The organism is Halomonas sp. SL18_1 (assembly GCF_055755715.1).
On sequence record NZ_JBVTRK010000001.1, the window covers coordinates 3,941,498 to 3,960,803 of the forward strand.

The window sequence follows — 19,306 nt, forward strand, 5'->3', positions numbered from 1 at the left end:
GCCCCAGAACCGGAGACCCCCGCGAGCCCATGAGCGCCCTCGTCTACCTCGACTATGCCGCCACCACGCCGGTCGACCCGCGGGTCGCCGAGGTCATGGCCCGCCACCTCACCCTGGACGGCATCTTCGCCAACCCCGCCTCGCGCAGCCACATGCTCGGCTGGCAGGCGGAGCAGGCCGTGGAGAGCGCCCGCCGCCAGGTGGCCGACCTGATCGGCGCCGACCCGCGCGAGATCGTCTGGACCAGCGGCGCCACCGAGTCGGACAACCTGGCGCTGATCGGCTTCATGCGCGCCAACCGGGAGCGCGGCCGGCACCTGGTCACCTCGACCATCGAGCACAAGGCGGTGGTCGATACCGCCAAGGCGCTCGAGGCCGAGGGCTTCGACGTGACCTGGCTGACCCCGGGCCGCGACGGCCGGGTGACGCCCGACCAGCTGCGCGACGCCATGCGCCACGACACCGCGCTGGTGTCGCTGATGGCGGTCAACAACGAGCTGGGCGCCATCCACGATCTCGCGGCGCTGGCCGAGGTGGCCCATGCCGGCGGCGCCGTCTTCCACGTCGACGCCGCCCAGGGCGTGGGGCGCATTCCCCTCGACGTCAAGGCGCTGGGCATCGACCTGATGTCGCTCTCCGGCCATAAGGCCTACGGCCCCGAGGGGGTGGGCGTGCTCTACGTCAAGCGCAGCCCCGAGCTACGCCTGGAGGCGCTGATCCACGGCGGCGGCCATGAGCGCGGCATGCGCTCCGGCACCCTGCCCACCCATCAGATCGCCGGCATGGGCGAGGCCTGCGCCCTGGCCGCCGCCGAGAGCGCGACCGACCAGGCGCATATTGCCACGCTGCGCGACCGACTGCTCAACGGCCTCGCGGGGCTCGACGGCATTCACTGCAACACCACTCGCGAGGTCTCGGTACCCAACATTCTCAACCTCGCCTTCGAGGGCGTCGACGGCGAGTCGCTGTTGATGGCGCTGCGCGAGATCGCCCTCTCGACGGGATCGGCCTGCAACTCGGCCAGCGTCGAGCCATCCTATGTATTGAAGGAGATCGGCGTCCCGCGTCGCCTGGCGCTGGCGTCGCTGCGCTTCAGCTTCGGCCGCTTCACCACCGACGCCGATATCGACAGGGCCCTGGATGCCCTGCACCATGCACTGCCGGGGCTGCGTCGCTAGCCTCGTCCACCTGCAGGAGATTGACCATGGCGCAACTTTCGATCACCACCGCCGCCGCCGACCAGATTCGCCGGGTGCTCGAGGAGCGCGGCCACGGCCTTGGCCTGCGCGTCTCGGTCAAACCCAGCGGCTGCTCCGGCTACAGCTACGTCCTCGACTTCGCCGACGAGGCGGCCGCCAACGACGCCACCTTCGAGGAGCACGGGGTCACCGTGTTCGTCGCTCCCGAGGCCCTGGAGATGCTCGACGGCAGCGAGGTGGACTATGTCAGCGAAGGGCTCAACCGCTTCTTCCGCTTCAACAACCCCAACGTCAAGGATCAGTGTGGGTGCGGCGAGAGCTTCACCGTGTAACCCTACGGCACTCCCAAGGCCTGAGAGGCGCCGGGAGTAAGCCGACGAGGAGGTCCGATGCCATGGATGGCATCGGTAGCGCCCGAGGAGGGGTTCACAGCGCCTCCTCGTCGGCCTGCTCCCGGATCAGCCCCGAGCGGTGCTGCTAACGGTGATAGTCCTGGGGTGCCGGTGACGATTGTTCAACGCCGTCCGGCGGCGCTATACTACGCGCCCAGTCGGCCCAGGCCGCACCGTATCACGCTGCGCGCGCCGCCCTCGCTCCCCAGGGAGCCCGGGGCGGCGCGACGCTATCTGCATCTGCAGCGAACGTTTTCATCTCGGCGGAACACCGCCCGCTACTGACCCATTCGGAGATACGCCCATGGCTACCCAGCGCACCCTGTCCATCATCAAGCCCGACGCCGTTGCCAAGAACGCCATCGGCGAGATCATCTCGCGCTTCGAGAAAGCCGGCCTGAAAGTCGTGGCCGCCAAGATGCTCAAGCTCGACGAGGAGAAGGCCGGCGGCTTCTACGCCGAGCACAAGGAGCGTCCCTTCTTCAAGGACCTGGTCGGCTTCATGACGTCCGGTCCGGTGGTGGTGCAGGTGCTGGAAGGCGAGGACGCCATCGCCAAGAACCGCGACCTGATGGGCGCCACCAACCCCAAGGAGGCCGCGCCGGGCACCATTCGCGCCGACTTCGCCGAGACCATCGACGCCAACGCCGTGCACGGCTCCGACTCTCCGGAATCCGCCGAGCGCGAGATCGCCTACTTCTTCGGTGCCGACGAGATCTGCGCACGCTGAGGCAGGCGCCGGCTTGACACCTGCTGCGCGGGGGCGACACGCCCCCGCCCTTGCCCCTCCGACGTCCCTGATGCCATGACCGCCAATACCGCTCCCCAGAAGACCAACCTGCTCGGCCTGACCCGCGAGGAGCTGGAAGCCTTCTTCCTCTCCATCGGCGAGAAGAAGTTCCGCGCCGCCCAGGTCATGAAGTGGATCCACCACGAAGGCTGCGACGACTTCGAGGCCATGACCAACCTCTCCAAGGCCCTGCGCACCCGCCTGGCCGAGGTCGCCGAGATCCGCGGTCCCGGGGTGGTCTACGAAGGCACCTCCGGCGACGGTACCCGCAAATGGGTGCTGGAAGTGGAGGACGGCAGCTATGTCGAGACGGTGCTGATCCCGGCCGAGAACGGCAAGCGCCGCACCCTGTGCGTCTCGTCCCAGGTGGGCTGTTCACTTGACTGCAGTTTCTGCTCCACCGGCAAGCAGGGGTTTCAGCGCAACCTCAGCGCCGCCGAGATCATCGGCCAGGTGTGGGTGGCCAGCCGCAGCGGCGGCCCCCGCAAGGACACCGCCAACCGCCCCGTGACCAACGTGGTGATGATGGGCATGGGCGAGCCGCTGATGAACTACGACAACGTCGTGCCGGCCATGAAGCTGATGCTCGACGACAACGGCTACGGCCTCTCCAAGCGTCGGGTGACGCTCTCCACCTCCGGGGTGGTACCGATGCTCGACAAGCTCGGCGACGAGCTCGACGTGAGCCTGGCGATCTCGCTGCACGCCGCCACCGATGCGCTACGCAGCGAACTGGTGCCGCTCAACCGCAAGTACAACATCCGCATGCTGCTCGACGCCTGCCAGCGCTATCTGGCCAAGTGCGACGACACCCGGATGGTGACCATCGAATATACGCTGATCAAGGACATCAACGACCAGCGGGAGCATGCCGAACAGCTGGCCGCGCTGCTCGAGGAGCTGCCGTGCAAGATCAACCTGATCCCCTTCAACCCCTTCCCCACTCGGGCTACGAGAAACCCTCGCGCAACCAGACGATGCGTTTCCAGCAGTGGCTCTATGAGCTGGGCTATACGGCGCCGATCCGCTCCACCCGCGGTGACGACATCGACGCCGCCTGTGGCCAGCTGGTGGGCAGGGTTAAGGACCGCACACGCCGCCATGAGCGCTATATCCGCTCGATCCAGATCGACGCCGACTGAAGGCGGCGCCTGCCTTGACTTCAACCCGGCACAGCGCTTTGATGGTCAGGCTTTTACCGGCCACCCGGGCGCAGCCGTTGTCAGACGGCCGCAAGCCGTGACGAAGAGGATGCCATGACGCGCCGCCCCCGCCTGCTCCACCGACCGACGCCGCTGCGCCTGGCGGCCATCCTGGCCGGGGCGCTGTGGCTTGGCGGCTGCGCGGCACAGGGCGAGCGAGCCGGCGACGTGCCAGGCCCTGCCGAGGCCTATACCCAGCTGGGCACGGCCTATCTGGAGCGGGACAACCTGAGCCGGGCCATGTCGGCGCTGAACCGCGCCCTGGAGATCGCCCCCAGAAGTCCCGAGGCGCTCCAGGCCATGGCCATCGTCTACCAGCGCCAGGGGGAGCACGAGCTGGCCGACTCAACGTTCCAGCGGGCCCTCCGGGCCGATCCCGGCTTTACCCGGGCGCGTAACGACTATGCGGCCTACCTGTATGACCGCGGCCGCACCCGCGAGGCCTGCGAGCAGCTGGAAGAGGCGTCCCGGGACACCCAATATGCCAGCCGCGGGCAGCTGTTCGCCAACCTTGGCCAGTGCCAGTGGGACATGGGCGACACGGCCGCGGCGCGCACCAGCCTCGAGCGCGCCCAGTCGATCGACCCGCGCCACCCGCGCAGCTACTTCACCCTGGCGGAGCTGGAGCTGGCGTCGGGCAACCTCGAGCGCGCCCAGCGGCAGCTCGAGGGCTTCATGCGCCTGGCCGGCTCGACACCGGCGGCCCAGGCGCTGGCCCGGGACCTTGCCGACGCCGGTGGCGCGCCCGGCACCGCCTTACGCACCCAGGATTCCCCGAGTGGCGCTCCCTGATCAACGTTTCATGACGAAGGATGCTCAGCCATGAGCGACACCTACAATACCGATGCTCCCGACGTCACGGCCCAAGCGTCCCCCGGCGAACTGCTGCGCCGCGAGCGCGAGACCCAGGGGCTATCCCGCGACGAGGTCGCCACGGCGCTCAACCTCCGGCCCGCCGTGATCGACGGCCTGGAGGCGGACAACTACGACCAGGTGCCCATCGTCGCCTATCGGCGCGGCTACCTGCGCGCCTATGCCCGCCTGCTGGGCATGGAAGACCGCGCCGTGCTGGACGCCTATGCCAGCCGCTTCGAGGAGGACGAACCGGAGCGCCGCGTGACCCCGGTACAGGTGACCCGTCCCCCTCGCGGATCGGCGCCTGGCTGTTCAAGCTGGTCACCCTGCTGGTGATCGCCGGTCTGATCGGCCTGACCCTGATGTGGTGGCAGAGCCGCGGCGGCAGCGAGCCGCCCGATGTTAGCGACAGCGGACCGGTGTCCGTGGACACCCTCGACGGCACCACCCTGCTCGAAGAGGAGCCCGCCCAGCCACCGGCGAGGGCCTGCCGCCGCTGCCCGAGGAGGGCGTCGACCCCATCGATCCCGGCGCGCCCGCCGCCCCGACGCCAACCACCCCTCCCGGCGAGGTGGACCCCGGCGGTGCGCTGCTGATTGCCGCCGGCCCCGAGGCACCGGCGACCGATGACGCCCCCGCCGAGGTCGAAGAGGTCGCAGAGCCCGAGCCGGTCGAGGCGCCCGCCGCCGACCCGCGCCAGCTCGAGCTGACCTTCAACGAACAGTCTTGGACCGAGATCTTCGATGCCAACAACCAGCGCATCTTCGTCGGTCTACAGGAACCCGGCACCTCGGCAAGCGTCGAAGGCGAACCGCCGTTTCGCCTGACCATCGGCAACGCCACCGGTGTCGAGCTGATCTGGGCCGGCGAGAGCGTCGATCTCGGCGCCCGCGCCGGTGCCAACAACGTCGCCCGCTTTACCTTGGGAGAGTGACCCGCCGCCATGCACGCACCATCCCCCATCATTCGTCGCAAGTCGCGCCAGATCCATGTCGGCCAGGTACCGGTCGGGGCGACGCCCCGATCTCCGTGCAAAGCATGACCAACACCGACACCCTGGACGTGGCCGCCACCGTGGCCCAGATTCGCCAGCTGGAGACGGCCGGTGCCGACATCGTGCGTGTCTCGGTGCCCTCCATGGACGCCGCCGAGGCCTTCGGCCGCATCAAGTGTGAGGTGGCGGTGCCCCTGGTGGCGGACATTCACTTCGACTACAAGATCGCCCTGCGGGTCGCCGAGCTCGGTGTCGACTGCCTGCGCATCAACCCCGGCAACATCGGCAAGGAGGAGCGCGTGCGCGCCGTGGTGTCGGCCGCCCGCGACTACGGCATCCCGATCCGCATCGGCGTCAACGCCGGCTCGCTCGAGAAGGAGCTGCAGCGCAAGTACGGCGAACCCACGCCGGCCGCGCTGGTGGAATCCGCCATGCGCCATATCGACCACCTCGACCGCCTCGACTTTCCGGACTTCAAGGTCAGCGTCAAGGCCTCCGACGTCTTCATGGCGGTGGCCGCCTATCGTCAGCTGGCGGGCATGATCGAGCAGCCGCTGCATCTGGGGATCACCGAAGCGGGCGGCCTGCGCTCGGGCACCGTCAAGTCGTCGATTGGCCTGGGGCTGCTGCTGATGGACGGCATCGGTGACACCATCCGGGTGTCGCTGGCCGCCGATCCGGTGGAGGAGATCAAGGTCGGTTTCGACATGCTCAAGAGCCTGCGCCTGCGCAGCAAGGGCATCAACTTCATCGCCTGCCCCAGCTGCTCGCGGCAGAACTTCGACGTGATCGGTACCATGAACGTGCTCGAAGAGCGCCTCGAAGACATCATGACGCCGCTGGACGTCTCGGTGATCGGCTGCATCGTCAACGGACCCGGCGAGGCCAAGGAGAGCGATATCGGACTCACCGGCGGCAGCCCTGCCAACCTGGTCTATATCGATGGCAAGCCGGCCAGCAAGCTGCGCAACGACCACCTGGTCGACGACCTGGAGCGACTGATCCGCGACAAGGTGCGCGAGAAAGAGCAGGCCGAACAGGATGTGATTGCCCGCGGCCAGTGAGCCGGGCATCAACAAGGAGTCAGCATTGAGCAAGACCGCAACCCCCAAGAAGATCCAGGCCATTCGCGGCATGAACGACCTGCTGCCGGGCCAGTCTCCCCTGTGGCAGTACTTCGAGGGCCAGGTACGCCAGCTGATGGCGCGCTACGGCTATGACGAGATCCGCACTCCCATCGTCGAGCAGACCGCGCTGTTCGCCCGCTCCATCGGCGAGGTCACCGATATCGTCGAGAAGGAGATGTACACCTTCGCGGATCGCAACGGCGATAGCCTCACCCTGCGCCCCGAAGGCACGGCGAGCTGCGTGCGTGCCGCCATGGAACACGGCCTGCTGCACAACCAGACCCAGCGGCTCTGGTACCAGGGGCCAATGTTCCGCCACGAGCGCCCCCAGAAGGGCCGCTACCGGCAGTTCCATCAGGTCGGCGTGGAGTCCTTCGGCCTCGAGGGCCCGGACATCGACGCCGAGGTGATTCTGCTCTCGGCGCGACTGTGGCGCGACCTCGGCCTGCTCGAGCATGTCACCCTGGAGCTCAACTCGCTGGGCTCCACGGAGGCCCGCGCCGCCTATCGCGACACCCTGGTGGCCTACTTCGAGGCCCACTACGACACCCTCGACGAGGACTCGCGCCGCCGCCTGGGGAGCAACCCGCTGCGCATCCTGGACTCCAAGAATCCGGCGATGGCCGAGATGCTCGCCGGCGCCCCCAAGCTGATCGACCACCTGGACGATGCCTCCCGGGAGCACTTCGAGGCGCTCTGCGCCATGCTCGATACCGCCGGCATCGACTACATGATCAACCCGCGACTGGTGCGCGGCCTGGACTGCTCTGGCCGTACGGTCTTCGAATGGACCACCACGGCGCTGGGTAGCCAAGGCACGGTGTGCGCCGGGGGCCGCTACGACGGCCTGGTCGAGCAGCTGGGCGGCAAGCCGACGCCGGCGGTGGGCTTCGCCATGGGCATCGAGCGGCTCGTGCTGCTGCTGGAGACCCTGGCACTGGTGCCCGAGGCCGCCCTGGACGAGCTGGACGTCTATCTGCTGCCCATGGATGATAGCGCCACCGGCACCGCCCTGGTGCTCGCCGAGGAGCTGCGTGCCGCGCTGCCCGAGCTGCGCCTGCAGCTGCACTGTGGCGGCGGCAGCTTCAAGAGCCGGATCAAGAAGGCCGATAAGAGCGGCGCCCGCCTGGCGCTGCTGCTCGGCGAGGATGAGCTGGCCCAGGGCCAGGTGACCCTCAAGTTTCTGCGCGAGGAGCGCGACCAGCAGCGCCTGCCCCGCGAGTCGCTGGCTGCCGAGCTCGCCCCCTGCTGGCCGACGACAGCGCCGCCTGAGGCGGGCGGCCTGGCCCGACCCATCGCATTGCCGTAAAGGAGACCGCCCGTGGCGGAGCTGAGAACCGAAGAAGAGCAGTTGGACGCGATCAAGCGCTGGTGGAAGGAGAACGGTACCTCGCTGATCGCCGGCGTCGCCATCGCCGTGGCCGGCGTGTTGGGCTGGAACGCCTGGCAGAACTACCAGGAGAATCAGTCCACCGCCGCCTCGATGCGCTACCAGCAGCTGATCAACCTCACCGCCGGCAACGACCTCGGCGAAGACGCCGTGCTACAGGCCCGCCAGCTGGCCGACGAGATCGTCGACAACCACGGTCGCACCCTGTATGCCGATCTGGCCCGCCTGATCGACGCCCGCCTGGCCGTGGCCCAGGCGGATCACGACGCCGCCCAGGCCGCCCTGCGCGCGGTGATCGATGCCAGCGGCCGGGAATACCTGCAGGGTCTGGCCAGGCTACGCCTGGCTCGCCTGCAGATCGCCCAGGGCGATGCCGACGCCGCCCTGGCCACCCTGGAGAGCAGCGTCCCCGCCGCGCTCACCGCCCAGCGTGAAGATATCCGCGGCGACGCCTACCGGGCGCTGGGCCGCGATGACGACGCCCGCAGCGCCTGGCAGAACGCCATGGCGGCCGCCGAACAGCGCGACCAGCCGCTGTATGGCGTGGATCTCAAGCTCGACGACCTCGGCGTGGAGGAGGCCACCCTATGACCCCTTCCCTGATTCCCAGGGCCCCGCTGGCCCTCGTCGGCCTGCTCGCCCTCGCCCTGCTGACCGGCTGCGCCAGCAAGCCGGAGCCCCGCTATTCCCCAAGGAGCTGCAGCGCTTCGACGCCAGCGCCGAGCTCGACACCGACTGGCGCCAGCGGGTCGGCCGCGGCCTGGGCCGCGCCCAGTACCCCATCGCCCCGGACCTGGACAGCGGCGTGATCTTCGCCGCCGACGAGCGCGGCCGGGTGACGGCCGTGGACGCCGAGAGCGGCGACCGGCTGTGGCAGCAGGACCTGGAGACCGGCGTCTCCAGCGGCCTGACCGCGGTGGCCAACCAGGTCTACCTGGGCACCCGCAACGGCGAGGTGCTGGCGCTGAGCCAGAGCGACGGCGAGGTGCTGTGGCGCTCACGGGTCTCCAGCGAAGTGCTGGCGCCCCCCAGCCCAATCAGCAGCTGCTGGTGGTGCAGAGCGTGGACGGGGCCGTCACCGCCCTCGACCGCCGCACCGGCCAGGAGCGCTGGGTGCACACCAGCAGCCAGCCGGCGCTGACCCTGCGGGGCACCGGCACCCCCCAGGTGATCGAGCCGGTCACCTTCGTCGGCTTCGCCAACGGCCGCTTGACCACCCTGGACAATCGCAGCGGCCAGCCGCTGTGGGAGCGGCGCATCGCCGTGCCCCAGGGCCGCAGCGAGATCGAACGCCTGGTGGACCTCGACGGCCAGCCGGTGCTGACCCCGGATGGGCGGCTGTTCGTGACCAGCTACAACGGACGCCTGGTGGCCCTGGAAGCCACCAGCGGCGATATCCTGTGGGAGCGCGAGCACTCCAGCTACATGACGCCGGTGCTGGTGGGCGATGTGCTGTTCTCCGTCAACGAGGCCAGCCATGTCATCGCCCTGGATGCCAACAGCGGCGCGGAAGTGTGGCGCAACCGCGACCTGGAAGGCCGCTGGCTGACTTCGCCGGCGTTCGCCGACGGCAACCTGGTGGTGGGCGACTTCGAGGGCTATCTGCACCTGATCGATGCCCGCAGCGGCGACTTTGCCGCCCGTAGCCGCATCGACCGCTCCGGCATCAGCGTGCGCCCGATCACCGACTTCCGCCGGATCTATGTGCTGGCCAACAACGGCCGCCTCGAGGCCCTGGACATTCGCCGATGACCCCCGTGATCGCCCTGGTCGGCCGCCCCAACGTGGGCAAGTCGACCCTGTTCAACCGCCTGACCCGCTCCCGGGACGCCCTGGTAGCCGATTTCCCCGGGCTGACCCGGGACCGTAAGTACGGCAACGGCCTGCTCGGCGGCAAGGCCTATACGGTGATCGATACCGGCGGTATCAGCGGCGACGAGGCGGGCATCGATGCGGCCATGGCCGAGCAGTCGCTGGCCGCCATCGATGAGGCCGACATCGTGCTTTTCCTGGTGGACGCCCGGGCCGGGCTCAACGTGGCCGACCAGGCCATCGCCAACCACCTGCGGGTCAACCAGAAGAAGACCTGGCTGGTCGTCAACAAGACCGACGGCCTCGATGAGCCGAGCGCCGTGGCCGAGTTCTGGGAGCTGGGACTGGGCGAGCCGCGGCCCATCGCCGCCGCCCACGGGCGCAACGTCACCGCGCTGATCGACGAAGTGCTCGCCCCCTTCCCCGAGCGCGACGAGAGCATCCCGGCAGACACCGGCACCAAGGGCATCCGCATCGGCGTGATCGGTCGCCCCAACGTCGGCAAGTCGACCCTGGTCAACCGCCTGCTCGGCGAGGAACGGGTGGTGGTCTTCGACGAGGCTGGCACCACCCGCGACGCCATCGAGATCCCCTTCGAGCGCCGCGGCAAGCCCTATGTGCTGGTGGATACTGCCGGCGTCAGGCGCCGCAAGAACGTCAGCCAGATCGCCGAGAAATTCTCGATCATCAAGACCCTGGAGGCGATCAAGGCGTGCCATGTCGCCATCATGGTCCTCGATGCGCGCTCGGGCCTGGTGGAGCAGGACCTGCACCTGCTCGACTATGTGCTGACCACCGGTCGCGCCCTGGTGCTGGCGGTCAACAAGTGGGACGGCCTGGAGCACGAGGCCAAGGAGACGATGCGCGCCGAGATCAAGCGCCGCCTGGGGTTCGCCGACTACGCCGAGCTGCATTTCATCTCGGCGCTGCACGGCACCGCGGTGGGGATCTCTACCCCTCCATCGAGCGCGCCTTCGCCTCGGCCAACGCCCACTGGTCCACCAACCGCCTGACCACCATCCTGCAGGATGCGGTCAGCGAGCATCAGCCCCCGCTGGTCCACGGGCGGCGCATCAAGCTGCGCATGGCCCATCAGGGCGGCAGCAATCCCCCGATCATCGTGGTCCACGGCAACCAGACGGACGCGCTGCCTGAGGCCTATCGGCGCTACCTGACCAACACCTTCCGCAAGGTGCTCAAGGTGCGTGGTACGCCGATCCGCTTCGAGTTCCGCTCCGGCAAGAACCCCTACGACCCGCTGGCCGGCGCCAGCGACCGCGAGAAGGCCAAGAAGCGCGAACTCTCCCGCACCAAGGAGGCGCGTCAAAGCCGCCGCCGCTGACCCCGCGCCACCGGCCTCGACAGCGCCCGGCTCGCCTCTCGGCGGGCCGGGCGCTGTCGCTTTCTGGCCACTTCCCGCCCCGGGGCGAATCCTGCAGAATCCGCCAAACAGAATCCACTTGACAGGGCGCACCGCCGGCCCTCAAATACGCCGATTTTGCGCCGCAGCATGGCGGCATTCGGGCCGCGCCCACTCTTCTCCTGGAGGCACCCTCGATGATCTCTCGACTCGTTCCTGCTCGCTTTCGGCGCTGGCGGCTGCTCGCGCCGCTGTGCCTCTCCGCCCTGCTCGCCGGCTGCCTGGCGCTCCCCCAGACCGGCCTGTTCGCCTTCCGCCTGGCGGTGACCTCGCTGGGCGTGGAGGAGGTGCGTATCGGCCCCTACGCCGTGGATGCCCGCCTGGACACCAGCGATATCATGTCGCTGGCGCTCTCGAGCCTGGGCGCCGGCAGCCTTCCGGTGCAGGCGACTCTGGCCATGGGCCTGGGACTGCCCACCGGGATGCCGCCGGTGGAGATGTCCGGCTTTCGCTGGAGCCTGGACATGCCGGGCGTCGACCCGGTGAGCGGCAACTACGAGCAGGACGTCACCCTCACCTCCGGCGACGATGCCAACCTGCGCCTGCCGGTGGCCTTCGACCTGCTGGCGGGCGGCCGCGAAGGGCTCGGCCCGATGGTGGAACTGGCCAGCCAGCTGGCGCGCCAGGGGGAGCTGCCCGCCGGCAGCGAGCTGGCCATCACCCCGGGCGATCTGCGCGGCCTGGGCATGACCCTGCCCGCCGGCCTGCTCACTCCCACCATCCGCCTGGGCGTGGGCGAGGACGGCAGGCTGATGCCGCGGGGTTAATGCTGACACACGACCGGCTCGGGGCTGCTCCCGGCGCTACTCGTCTTTTCTTTAATTCTTCGCACTTTAGCGTGAACATGTTTGGCAAGCTTCAAGGTGGGAGGCCGGCTCTGCCGGGCGAAGGCGCCGCAGGCGCCCCTTGGGTAGCGCAGCGCGCTACTTCGCGAGCTGAAGTCGAAGCGTCGAACCGTCCCTCCCACAAAGCCAGTTCACGCCAGTCTGCGATGATCCTTTTCTTTGGCGCCGCTGGCGCCTACTTCCCATGCAGGCGCCGGCGGCCCACCCACTGGGCGGCGAACTGCCAGGCGCCGCGGCCGCTGCGCCCGCCGCGCAGGGTAGCGAAGCGGATCGCCTCGGCGCGGGCCTCGGCGTTCCAGTCCTCCCGATGGCCGAGCTGGGTCACCCAGTGGCAGCACGCCTCCAGATAGACATCCTGATTGAAGGGGTAGAAGCCCAGCCATAGGCCAAAGCGGTCGGAGAGCGAGATCTTCTCCTCCACGGCATCGCCGTGATGCAGCTCGTCGCCCACCAGCTGGCTATCGGCGTTGTCGGCCAGCGACTCCGGCAGCAGGTGGCGTCGGTTGGAGGTGGCATAGAGCAGCACATTGGGCGGCGGGCCGGTGAGCGCCCCGTCCAGCACGCTCTTCAGCGCCTTGTAGGCGTCATCGTGGCCCTCGAAGGAGAGATCGTCGCAGTAGACCACGAAACGCTGCTCATGGTGGCGCAGCTGCTCCACCAGCATCGGCAGGCTGGCGAGATCGTGGCGATCCACCTGTACCAGGCGCAGCCCCTCCCCCGCCAGGGAGTTGAGCAGGGCGCGGATCAGCGACGACTTGCCGCTGCCCCGGGAGCCCCACAGCAGGGCATGGTTGGCCGGCAGCCCCTGCAGGAAGGCGCGGGTATTGTCCACCAGCGCCAGCTTCTGACGCTCGATACCCAGCAGATCGTCAAGGCTCAGCGCATCGCGCGGCGGCACCGGCAGCAGCCTTCCGCCCAGCGCGTGGCGCTGCCAGAGAGCGGCCACATCGTGCTGCCAGTCGACCTCCTCGGGTACCGGGGCAGCCAGTGCTCCACGTGGTCCAGCAGGTGGCTCAGGCGTCTTGTCAGCTCGGCATCCATCGGTGGCGCCTCCTTGTCATGGGGTGCAGTGGGGTAACGATCAGGTTGACCTGGCGGTTGTTCGGGGTATCTTGTGGCGAACCGTCATCCCCGTCCAGGGTCATACAGGTCCCGGATACATGAGGAACTCCATCATGCGCTGGTTTCGTTATCTTGCCGTGGGCGCGCTGACCCTGACGCTCACCGCCTGCGCCACCTCGCCCACCGGCCGCCAGCAGCTGACGCTGGTCTCCGACGCTCAGCTCAATCAGATGGGCCAGCAGGCCTTCGAGCAGTACCAGGAGGAGCTGCCCAGCGCGGGAAGCGCCCATCAGCGCTACGCCCAGTGCGTGGCCGATGCCCTGATTCGGGTGCTGCCCGAGCGCGAGCGACAGCAGGACTGGCAGATCCGCGTCTTCGAGGAGGAGCGCGCCAACGCCTTTGCGCTGCCCGGCGGCTACATGGGCGTGACCACCGGCCTGCTGGAGATCGCCGAGACCCAGGACCAGCTTGCCGCGGTGGTCGGCCACGAGATCGGTCACGTGCTGGCCCGCCACGCCAACGAGCGGGTCTCGACCCAGATGGCCACCGATCTGGGGCTCTCGGTACTCTCCACCACCGCCGGCATGCAGTCACCGGGCGGCCAGCAGCTGATGGGCGCCCTGGGCCTGGGCGCCCAGTTCGGCATCCTGCTGCCCTTCTCGCGGCGTCATGAGAGCGAGGCCGACACCATCGGCCTGCAGCTGATGGCCGACGCCGGCTTCGACCCGCGCGAGAGCCTGGCGCTGTGGGACAACATGAGCGCCGCCAGCGGCGGCGGCCAGCCTCCGGTCTGGATGTCCACCCACCCCAGCCACGGCCAGCGCGTGCAGGGGCTGCAGGCGCAGATGGACAGCGCCCTGAGCCGCTATGAGCAGGCTCAGCAGGCCGGGCGCCAGCCCGACTGCCGACGCCCCTAAACGCATTGCGGCGCTCCCCCACCTCCCACTTTTTGGAAAGCGAATGCTGAAACTTGGACTGCTGCTGCTGATCGTGCCGCCCCTGACCCTGATGGGCCTCTACTTCTGGGAACTGGGGAACGTGCGCGAATGCACCCTGGTACAGGAAGGCTACTGGGATTACCTCGAAGGGGTGTGTCGCCAGACGCCCCAGCCCTTCGTGCCCTGGGTGGAGCGCCAGCCGCTGCTGGTCAACGGCGGCATGCTGCTGTCGGTGGTAGGCGTGGGGCTGTGCATGGTGGGGCTCTACGTCAAGCGGCGCTGATCAGGCCAGGCGTCCGGCCAGCGTCAGCCCCGCGGCCATGGCGATGACCAGCAGCGACATGACCGTGCCCAGCAGCCCGAACAGGCGACGCTCGCCCTCCCGGCGCAGCGAGGCAACGCCCATGCCGGCCGCAATCAGCTGCAGGCCGACCAGGAAGAGGAGCTCCACGCCGACCACGCTGATGCTCTGTGGATGCCCGCCGCTATCCTCGGGTGCACTGGCGGTGATGATCGAAGCCGTCACCGCCAGCCCCACCAGGAAAACGGCACCGAATAGCGCAATCAACAGCGACACGATGCCCAGGCTGGACTGGCGAGGAGAAACTGACATCAGGTGCCTCCTGTCTCAGACCGAGCACTCATTTCAGCGCCCGCCGAAGCTGCTCCCTTACCGGGGCGGTGTCCGGGCGCTTGCCGCGCCACAGGAAGAACGACTCCGCCGCCTGCTCCACCAGCATGCCCAGGCCGTCGATGCCGTGGGCGCCACGCTCGGCGGCCCAGCGCAGGAACACCGTAGGCTTTGCACCGTACATCATGTCGTAAGCGGCCGCGGGCTGCGCGAAGAGGTCGTCGGGCAGCGGCGGCAGATCGCCGGCGAGACTCGCGCTGGTGCCGTTGATCACCAGCTCATAGGGCCCCTCGACGGCATCGAAGCCGCCGCCGACGATCTCGCCCAGGTCCTGGAAGTCGGCGGCGAGGGCCTCGGCCTTGGTCGCGGTGCGATTGGCGACCCGCAGGCTCGCCGGCGACTCGGCCAGCAACGGCTCCAGCACGCCGCGCACCGCCCCGCCGGCCCCCAACACCAGGAGTCTGGCGCCGACCAGGCTGACCCCGTGGTGCTTGAGGTCGCGCACCAGGCCGACGCCGTCGGTGGTGTCCCCATGAACGGTGCCGCCTTCGCCCAGGATCAGGGTATTCACCGCCCCGGCCCGTCGGGCGCGCTCGCTCAGGCTGTCGCAGAGGCGAAAGGCCTCCTCCTTGAAGGGCACGGTGACGTTGGCGCCGCGCCCGCCCTCGGCGACAAAGGTCCGCCAGGCCCCGGCGAAGTCGTCCAGCGGCGCCTCGATGGCGGTGTAGTCGATCGCCTCGCCGGTCTGTTCGGCGAAGGCGGCATGAATGGCCGGCGATTTGGAGTGGCCCACCGGGTGGCCAAAGACGCAGTAGCGATCGATCATGAAATTTCCTCTTCCCCAGCCAGTCCCGGGGGCGCAGATAGTCTGAATAAAGCACCGCCTCCGGGCTGCCGGGCTCCGGCTCCCAGGCGTATTCCCAGCGCGCCAGGGGCGGCATCGACATCAGGATCGACTCGGTGCGCCCGCCGCTCTGCAGCCCGAACAGGGTGCCGCGATCCCATACCAGATTGAACTCCACGTAGCGCCCGCGCCGGTAGAGCTGGAAGTCGCGCTCGCGCTGGCCCCAGGGCGTGTCGCGGCGGCGGCGCACGATGGGCAGGTAGGCATCGAGGAAGGCGTCGGCCACGGCGCGCTGGAAGGCAAAGCACTGCGAAAACCCCCATTCGTTGAGGTCGTCGAAGAAGAGCCCACCGACGCCGCGGGTCTCGTCGCGGTGCTTGAGGTAAAAGTAGTCGTCGCACCACGCCTTGAAGCGGGGGTAGACGTCCTCGCCGAAGGGGGCGCAGGCATCCCGGGCCACCCGGTGCCAGTGCAAGACGTCATCGCGCACCGGATAGAAAGGCGTCAGGTCGAAGCCGCCGCCGAACCACCACACCGGCGCTTCGCCGGGCTTCTCGGCGATGAAGAAGCGCACGTTGCCATGGCTGGTGGGCACATGGGGGTTCTCGGGGTGCAGCACCCAGGAGACGCCCACGGCATGAAAGCTGCGACCGGCCAGCTGCGGGCGCGCGGCGGTGGCGGAAGGCGGCAGCTGCTCGCCGAACACATGGGAGAAGTTCACGCCGCCCTTCTCGAAGACGGCGCCGTGCTCGAGCACCCGGGAGCGACCACCACCGCCGGCCTCGCGCTGCCAGGCATCCTCGCGAAAGCTCGCCTTGCCGTCCTCGGCGGCCAGGCCAGCACAGAGCCGCTCCTGCAGATCGAGCAGGTAGCGTTTGACGTCATCGAGATAGGCGTGAGCCACGCACCCTCCTGGTGAAGAAAATGAGGGGCAGGGTCAGCCGCGCAGTACCCGCCCGCTGATCAGGTCGCGAATGGTGCTGGGGCGCTCCAGCCCCCCAGCTCACCTTCGACCACGGCGTCGAGCTCATCGCCGAAGGCCGCCCTGACATCATCGGCGCTCAGCGCCGGGGGCTCGCCCGCCCGGTTGGCCGAGGTGGAGACGATGGGCCCCCCGAAGGCCTCGCACAGTTCGATCACCCCGGGATGGTCGCTGACCCGCAGCGCCACGCTGTCGTGGGCGCCGCGCACCAGCGCATGAGTGCGACCATTATCCGGCACCAGCCAGGTGTTGGGCCCCGGCCAGCTGGCCGCCAGGGGCGCATGGAGCTCCAGGGGCAGGCCCTCCAGCCAGGGAGCGAACTGGGCGATGCTGCCGGCCACCAGGATCAGCCCCTTAGCCGGGTCGCGCTGCTTGAGCCGCAGCAAATGCGCCACCGCCTCGTCGTTGTCCGGGTCACAGCCCAGCCCCCAGACGGCCTCGGTGGGATAGGCGATCACCCCGCCGGAACGCAGCGCGGTGACGACAGGGGCAAGGGAAGCAGCCTGGGACATAGCGGATCGATCCTCGAGGTCACGGTCAATGGAGACAGCGGGCCCGGACGGCCGGCAGGCCCATGCTATCACGCCGGCACGCCGCCCGGCAGGCGCACCCAGCCACCCGGGGCCTGGGCGACGCGGCCCTCCAGCTCCAGCTCGAGCAGGCGGCGCTGGCAGTCGGGCACCGCCAGGCCGGTCAGCGCCACCAGGGCGTCCAGGGGCGAGGGGGTATCGCTGAGCCAGCGCAGCAGCGGGTCGCCGGCGACATCCGACGGACTCGCCGCCAGGGGTGCGGCGGCGGCAACCGCCCACTGGCTCAGCTCCTCGAGGATGTCGTCGACCTGGCGCACCAGCACCGCGCCCTGGCGAATCAGCCGCAGGCAGCCGCGCGCCTGGGGGTTATGGATCGACCCCGGCAGCGCGAAGACCTCGCGGTTCTGCTCCATGGCCAGCCGGGCGCTGACCAGCGAGCCGCTCTTCTCGGCGGCCTCCACCACCAGCACGCCCAGCGCCAGGCCGGTCAGGATGCGATTGCGGCGTGGGAAGAAACCGGCGCGGGCCCGGGTGCCGGGCGGATGCTCGGCGAGCAGCAGGCCGCCACTCTCCTGCAGCCGCCGATGGAGCGCAGCATGGCGTGGCGGGTAGATCACGTCCACCCCGCAGCCGAGCACCGCCACGCTGCGCCCGCCGGCCTCCAGCGCCGCCCGCTGGGCGGCTCCGTCGACCCCCAGCGCCATGCCGCTGACCACGCACCAGTCCCGGGCCACCAGCTCCCGGGCGAAGGCCGCCGCGTTGGCCAGCCCTTCCCGGGTGGGACGCCGCGAGCCGACCATGGCCAGCGCCGGCGGCCTGAGCGCCTCGAGGTCGCCCAGCGCCCAGAGCACCGGCGGCGGGTCGCTGATCTGGCCGAGCAGCCCCGGCCAGGCGGGGTGCCCGGCGTGCAGCAGATGCCGCCCCTCGCCCTGGGCCAGCCAGGCCTGGTCGGCCTCGATCTGGGCCGTCAGCGGGCTGCGCGAGGGGTGGTCGAGCCACAGCCGCAGCGCCGTGGCGGCCTCGCGCGGCAGCCGCGCCAGCCAGCCGTCGGGCCAGGGTGGCGCGGCGGCGGCGATCTCGGCCAGCCGCGCTGCCCCCATCCCCGGCAGCCGCGACAGCGCCAGCCACTCCCGGGCCTGGAGCCGGGCCAGGCTCACCGCCCCGCCACCCCGGTCGCCGGGCTGAGCACACGATCTCCCACTTCCAGGGTGCGGGTAGCCCGCATCACCAGCCCGTAGCTCATCTTCTGGTAGGGGCGAAAGACCATCACCAGCCCCGCTTCAGTGCCGGGCAGCCGCAGCGTTTCGCCGGTGCGAGGGTCGCTGACCCGCTCCCCGAGCTGCTCGACCTCGAGCACATGGCCCGGCGCCAGGCCGTCGCGGCGACCGCGGTCCAGGGCCACCACCTGCAGCCGGCCGATGAAGCGCACCCCGCCGGGCACGGCCAGGATCTGACCGTCCACCGCCTCATCTGGCGCCCGGGGGACGAATTCGCGGGTCAGCTCCCGCTCTTCCAGCGGCAGCACGATATCGTTGTTGCGAATCTCCTGGCTCGCCGAGAGCGCCTCGAGCACGGCGATATCGCCCTCCTGGCGTACCTGGCGGGCCTGTCCCACGCTCTCCAGCTCCAGGCCTAGCAGCTCGCCGCTGACGGCATCGGAGTAGCGCTCGCCGATGCGATAAATGCCGTAGCGCGGCCCGCGCTCGAGGTGGCCGCGGGCATAGAGGCGGTCGCCGGCCCCGCTGATGATGCGCCGGTCGTCGCCGGCCACCACGTAGGCCAGTTCCTCCAGCGCCTCGGGGTCATCGATCACCCGATGGTCGCGCAGGAAGTGCTGCACCGCCTCCAGCGGAATCGGCTCGATGGCCTCACGCGGTGGAATCCGCCTCACCTCGGGCGACAGCCGCACCTCGCCCTGGCCACGTTCGAGCCCCAGACAGGGGCGACCGTTGCAGTCGTAGAGATAGATAACATCGCCAGGGTAGATCAGGTGCGGATTGCGGATCTGCGGGTTGACCTGCCAGACCTCGGGCCACTGCCAGGGGTGGCGCAGAAAGCGTCCCGAGATGTCCCACAGGGTGTCGCCGCGCACCACGGTATAGCGTTCCGGCGCGTCGCTGCGCAGCCCCTGCTGCCAGCTTGGCGACTGCGCCATGGCGGCACCGCCCGCCAGCAGCAGCGCAGCGCACAGCGCCCCCGTGAGCCGCTTGACCAGCCGAGCGGGTCGCCGCCCCTTCACCCTTGCGTTCATCCCTGCTGTCCCCTGCGTCTGCAGCTCGCCACCCCTGCGCCC

General features: G+C 69.5%; 17 protein-coding genes and 7 pseudogenes. 17 read left to right on the top strand and 7 right to left on the bottom strand.

Going from position 1 to position 19,306, the window contains the following annotated elements:
• Positions 1-29 precede the first annotated feature (29 nt).
• The 15 genes and pseudogenes from ACSJDS_RS20110 (at position 30) to ACSJDS_RS20180 (ending at position 11,948) form a co-directional block, all read left to right on the top strand.
• On the top strand, positions 30-1,178 hold the full coding sequence (locus tag ACSJDS_RS20110) for an aminotransferase class V-fold PLP-dependent enzyme (RefSeq protein WP_473034771.1): 1,149 nt from the start codon (positions 30-32) through the stop codon (positions 1,176-1,178).
• A gap of 26 nt (positions 1,179-1,204) precedes the next feature.
• Positions 1,205-1,531 (top strand): HesB/IscA family protein, encoded by a 327-nt coding sequence (locus tag ACSJDS_RS20115; protein ID WP_473034772.1) that lies wholly within the window; start codon positions 1,205-1,207, stop codon positions 1,529-1,531.
• A gap of 364 nt (positions 1,532-1,895) precedes the next feature.
• Positions 1,896-2,321, top strand: a complete 426-nt coding sequence (ndk, locus tag ACSJDS_RS20120) for a nucleoside-diphosphate kinase (RefSeq protein WP_473034773.1) — start codon at positions 1,896-1,898, stop codon at positions 2,319-2,321.
• Positions 2,322-2,396: 75 nt separating this feature from the next.
• Positions 2,397-3,523, top strand: a pseudogene (gene rlmN, locus ACSJDS_RS20125) (dual-specificity RNA methyltransferase RlmN).
• Positions 3,524-3,637: 114 nt separating this feature from the next.
• Complete coding sequence (gene pilW / locus ACSJDS_RS20130; RefSeq protein WP_473034774.1) at positions 3,638-4,375, top strand: type IV pilus biogenesis/stability protein PilW; 738 nt, start codon at positions 3,638-3,640, stop codon at positions 4,373-4,375.
• A 30-nt stretch (positions 4,376-4,405) separates the two neighbouring features.
• Complete coding sequence (locus ACSJDS_RS20135; RefSeq protein WP_473034776.1) at positions 4,406-4,774, top strand: helix-turn-helix domain-containing protein; 369 nt, start codon at positions 4,406-4,408, stop codon at positions 4,772-4,774.
• Positions 4,771-5,034, top strand: a complete 264-nt coding sequence (locus ACSJDS_RS20140; protein ID WP_473034777.1) for a hypothetical protein — start codon at positions 4,771-4,773, stop codon at positions 5,032-5,034. Before ACSJDS_RS20135 ends, ACSJDS_RS20140 begins: the two co-directional genes overlap by 4 nt.
• Entirely contained in the window at positions 5,010-5,372 is a 363-nt protein-coding gene (locus ACSJDS_RS20145; RefSeq protein ID WP_473034778.1) for a DUF4115 domain-containing protein, read from the top strand. The genes ACSJDS_RS20140 and ACSJDS_RS20145 overlap by 25 nt, the downstream gene beginning before the upstream one ends.
• A gap of 9 nt (positions 5,373-5,381) precedes the next feature.
• A pseudogene (ispG, locus tag ACSJDS_RS20150) lies at positions 5,382-6,496 on the top strand (flavodoxin-dependent (E)-4-hydroxy-3-methylbut-2-enyl-diphosphate synthase).
• Positions 6,497-6,566: 70 nt separating this feature from the next.
• Positions 6,567-7,868, top strand: coding sequence for a histidine--tRNA ligase (gene hisS, locus ACSJDS_RS20155; protein WP_473035090.1), 1,302 nt, complete (start codon positions 6,567-6,569; stop codon positions 7,866-7,868).
• Between the two features lie 12 nt (positions 7,869-7,880).
• Positions 7,881-8,540, top strand: coding sequence for a YfgM family protein (locus ACSJDS_RS20160; protein WP_473034779.1), 660 nt, complete (start codon positions 7,881-7,883; stop codon positions 8,538-8,540).
• Positions 8,488-9,413, top strand: a pseudogene (bamB, locus tag ACSJDS_RS20165) (outer membrane protein assembly factor BamB); the annotation flags it as partial. The gene ACSJDS_RS20160 and the pseudogene bamB, both read left to right, overlap by 53 nt.
• Before the next feature lie 48 nt (positions 9,414-9,461).
• A complete protein-coding gene (locus ACSJDS_RS20170; RefSeq protein WP_473035091.1) occupies positions 9,462-9,701 on the top strand; it encodes a hypothetical protein in 240 nt (79 codons plus the stop codon).
• Positions 9,698-11,103: pseudogene (der, locus tag ACSJDS_RS20175) on the top strand (ribosome biogenesis GTPase Der). Before ACSJDS_RS20170 ends, der begins: the two are co-directional and overlap by 4 nt.
• 215 nt (positions 11,104-11,318) lie before the next feature.
• Positions 11,319-11,948 (top strand): hypothetical protein, encoded by a 630-nt coding sequence (locus ACSJDS_RS20180; protein ID WP_473034780.1) that lies wholly within the window; start codon positions 11,319-11,321, stop codon positions 11,946-11,948.
• A 253-nt stretch (positions 11,949-12,201) separates the two neighbouring features.
• Here ACSJDS_RS20180 and ACSJDS_RS20185 read toward each other — a convergent pair.
• Positions 12,202-13,067: pseudogene (locus ACSJDS_RS20185) on the bottom strand (ATP-binding protein).
• A 134-nt stretch (positions 13,068-13,201) separates the two neighbouring features.
• On the opposite strand from ACSJDS_RS20185, the gene ACSJDS_RS20190 reads away from it, so the two are divergent.
• Both ACSJDS_RS20190 and ACSJDS_RS20195 read left to right on the top strand, forming a co-directional pair.
• Positions 13,202-14,005, top strand: a complete 804-nt coding sequence (locus ACSJDS_RS20190; RefSeq protein ID WP_473034782.1) for a M48 family metallopeptidase — start codon at positions 13,202-13,204, stop codon at positions 14,003-14,005.
• Between the two features lie 43 nt (positions 14,006-14,048).
• Positions 14,049-14,309: a hypothetical protein gene (locus ACSJDS_RS20195; RefSeq protein ID WP_473034784.1), complete on the top strand. Its 261-nt coding sequence runs from the start codon at positions 14,049-14,051 to the stop codon at positions 14,307-14,309.
• On the opposite strand, the gene ACSJDS_RS20200 is transcribed toward ACSJDS_RS20195, so the two are convergent.
• From ACSJDS_RS20200 to ACSJDS_RS20225, 6 genes and pseudogenes are all read right to left on the bottom strand, one after another.
• Positions 14,310-14,639, bottom strand: a complete 330-nt coding sequence (locus ACSJDS_RS20200; protein ID WP_473034785.1) for a hypothetical protein — start codon at positions 14,637-14,639, stop codon at positions 14,310-14,312.
• 28 nt (positions 14,640-14,667) lie between these two features.
• Entirely contained in the window at positions 14,668-15,483 is an 816-nt protein-coding gene (aroE, locus tag ACSJDS_RS20205) for a shikimate dehydrogenase (RefSeq protein ID WP_473034786.1), read from the bottom strand.
• A gap of 10 nt (positions 15,484-15,493) precedes the next feature.
• Positions 15,494-16,405, bottom strand: a pseudogene (hemF, locus tag ACSJDS_RS20210) (oxygen-dependent coproporphyrinogen oxidase); the annotation flags it as partial.
• Between the two features lie 33 nt (positions 16,406-16,438).
• Positions 16,439-16,995: pseudogene (gene tsaC / locus ACSJDS_RS20215) on the bottom strand (L-threonylcarbamoyladenylate synthase type 1 TsaC).
• Between the two features lie 68 nt (positions 16,996-17,063).
• Positions 17,064-18,113 (bottom strand): DNA-processing protein DprA, encoded by a 1,050-nt coding sequence (gene dprA / locus ACSJDS_RS20220; RefSeq protein WP_473035092.1) that lies wholly within the window; start codon positions 18,111-18,113, stop codon positions 17,064-17,066.
• Between the two features lie 53 nt (positions 18,114-18,166).
• Positions 18,167-19,264 carry a LysM peptidoglycan-binding domain-containing protein gene (locus tag ACSJDS_RS20225; RefSeq protein WP_473034787.1) on the bottom strand — a complete coding sequence of 366 codons (1,098 nt, stop codon included), beginning with the start codon at positions 19,262-19,264 and terminating at the stop codon, positions 18,167-18,169.
• Between the last annotated feature and the right edge of the window lie 42 nt (positions 19,265-19,306).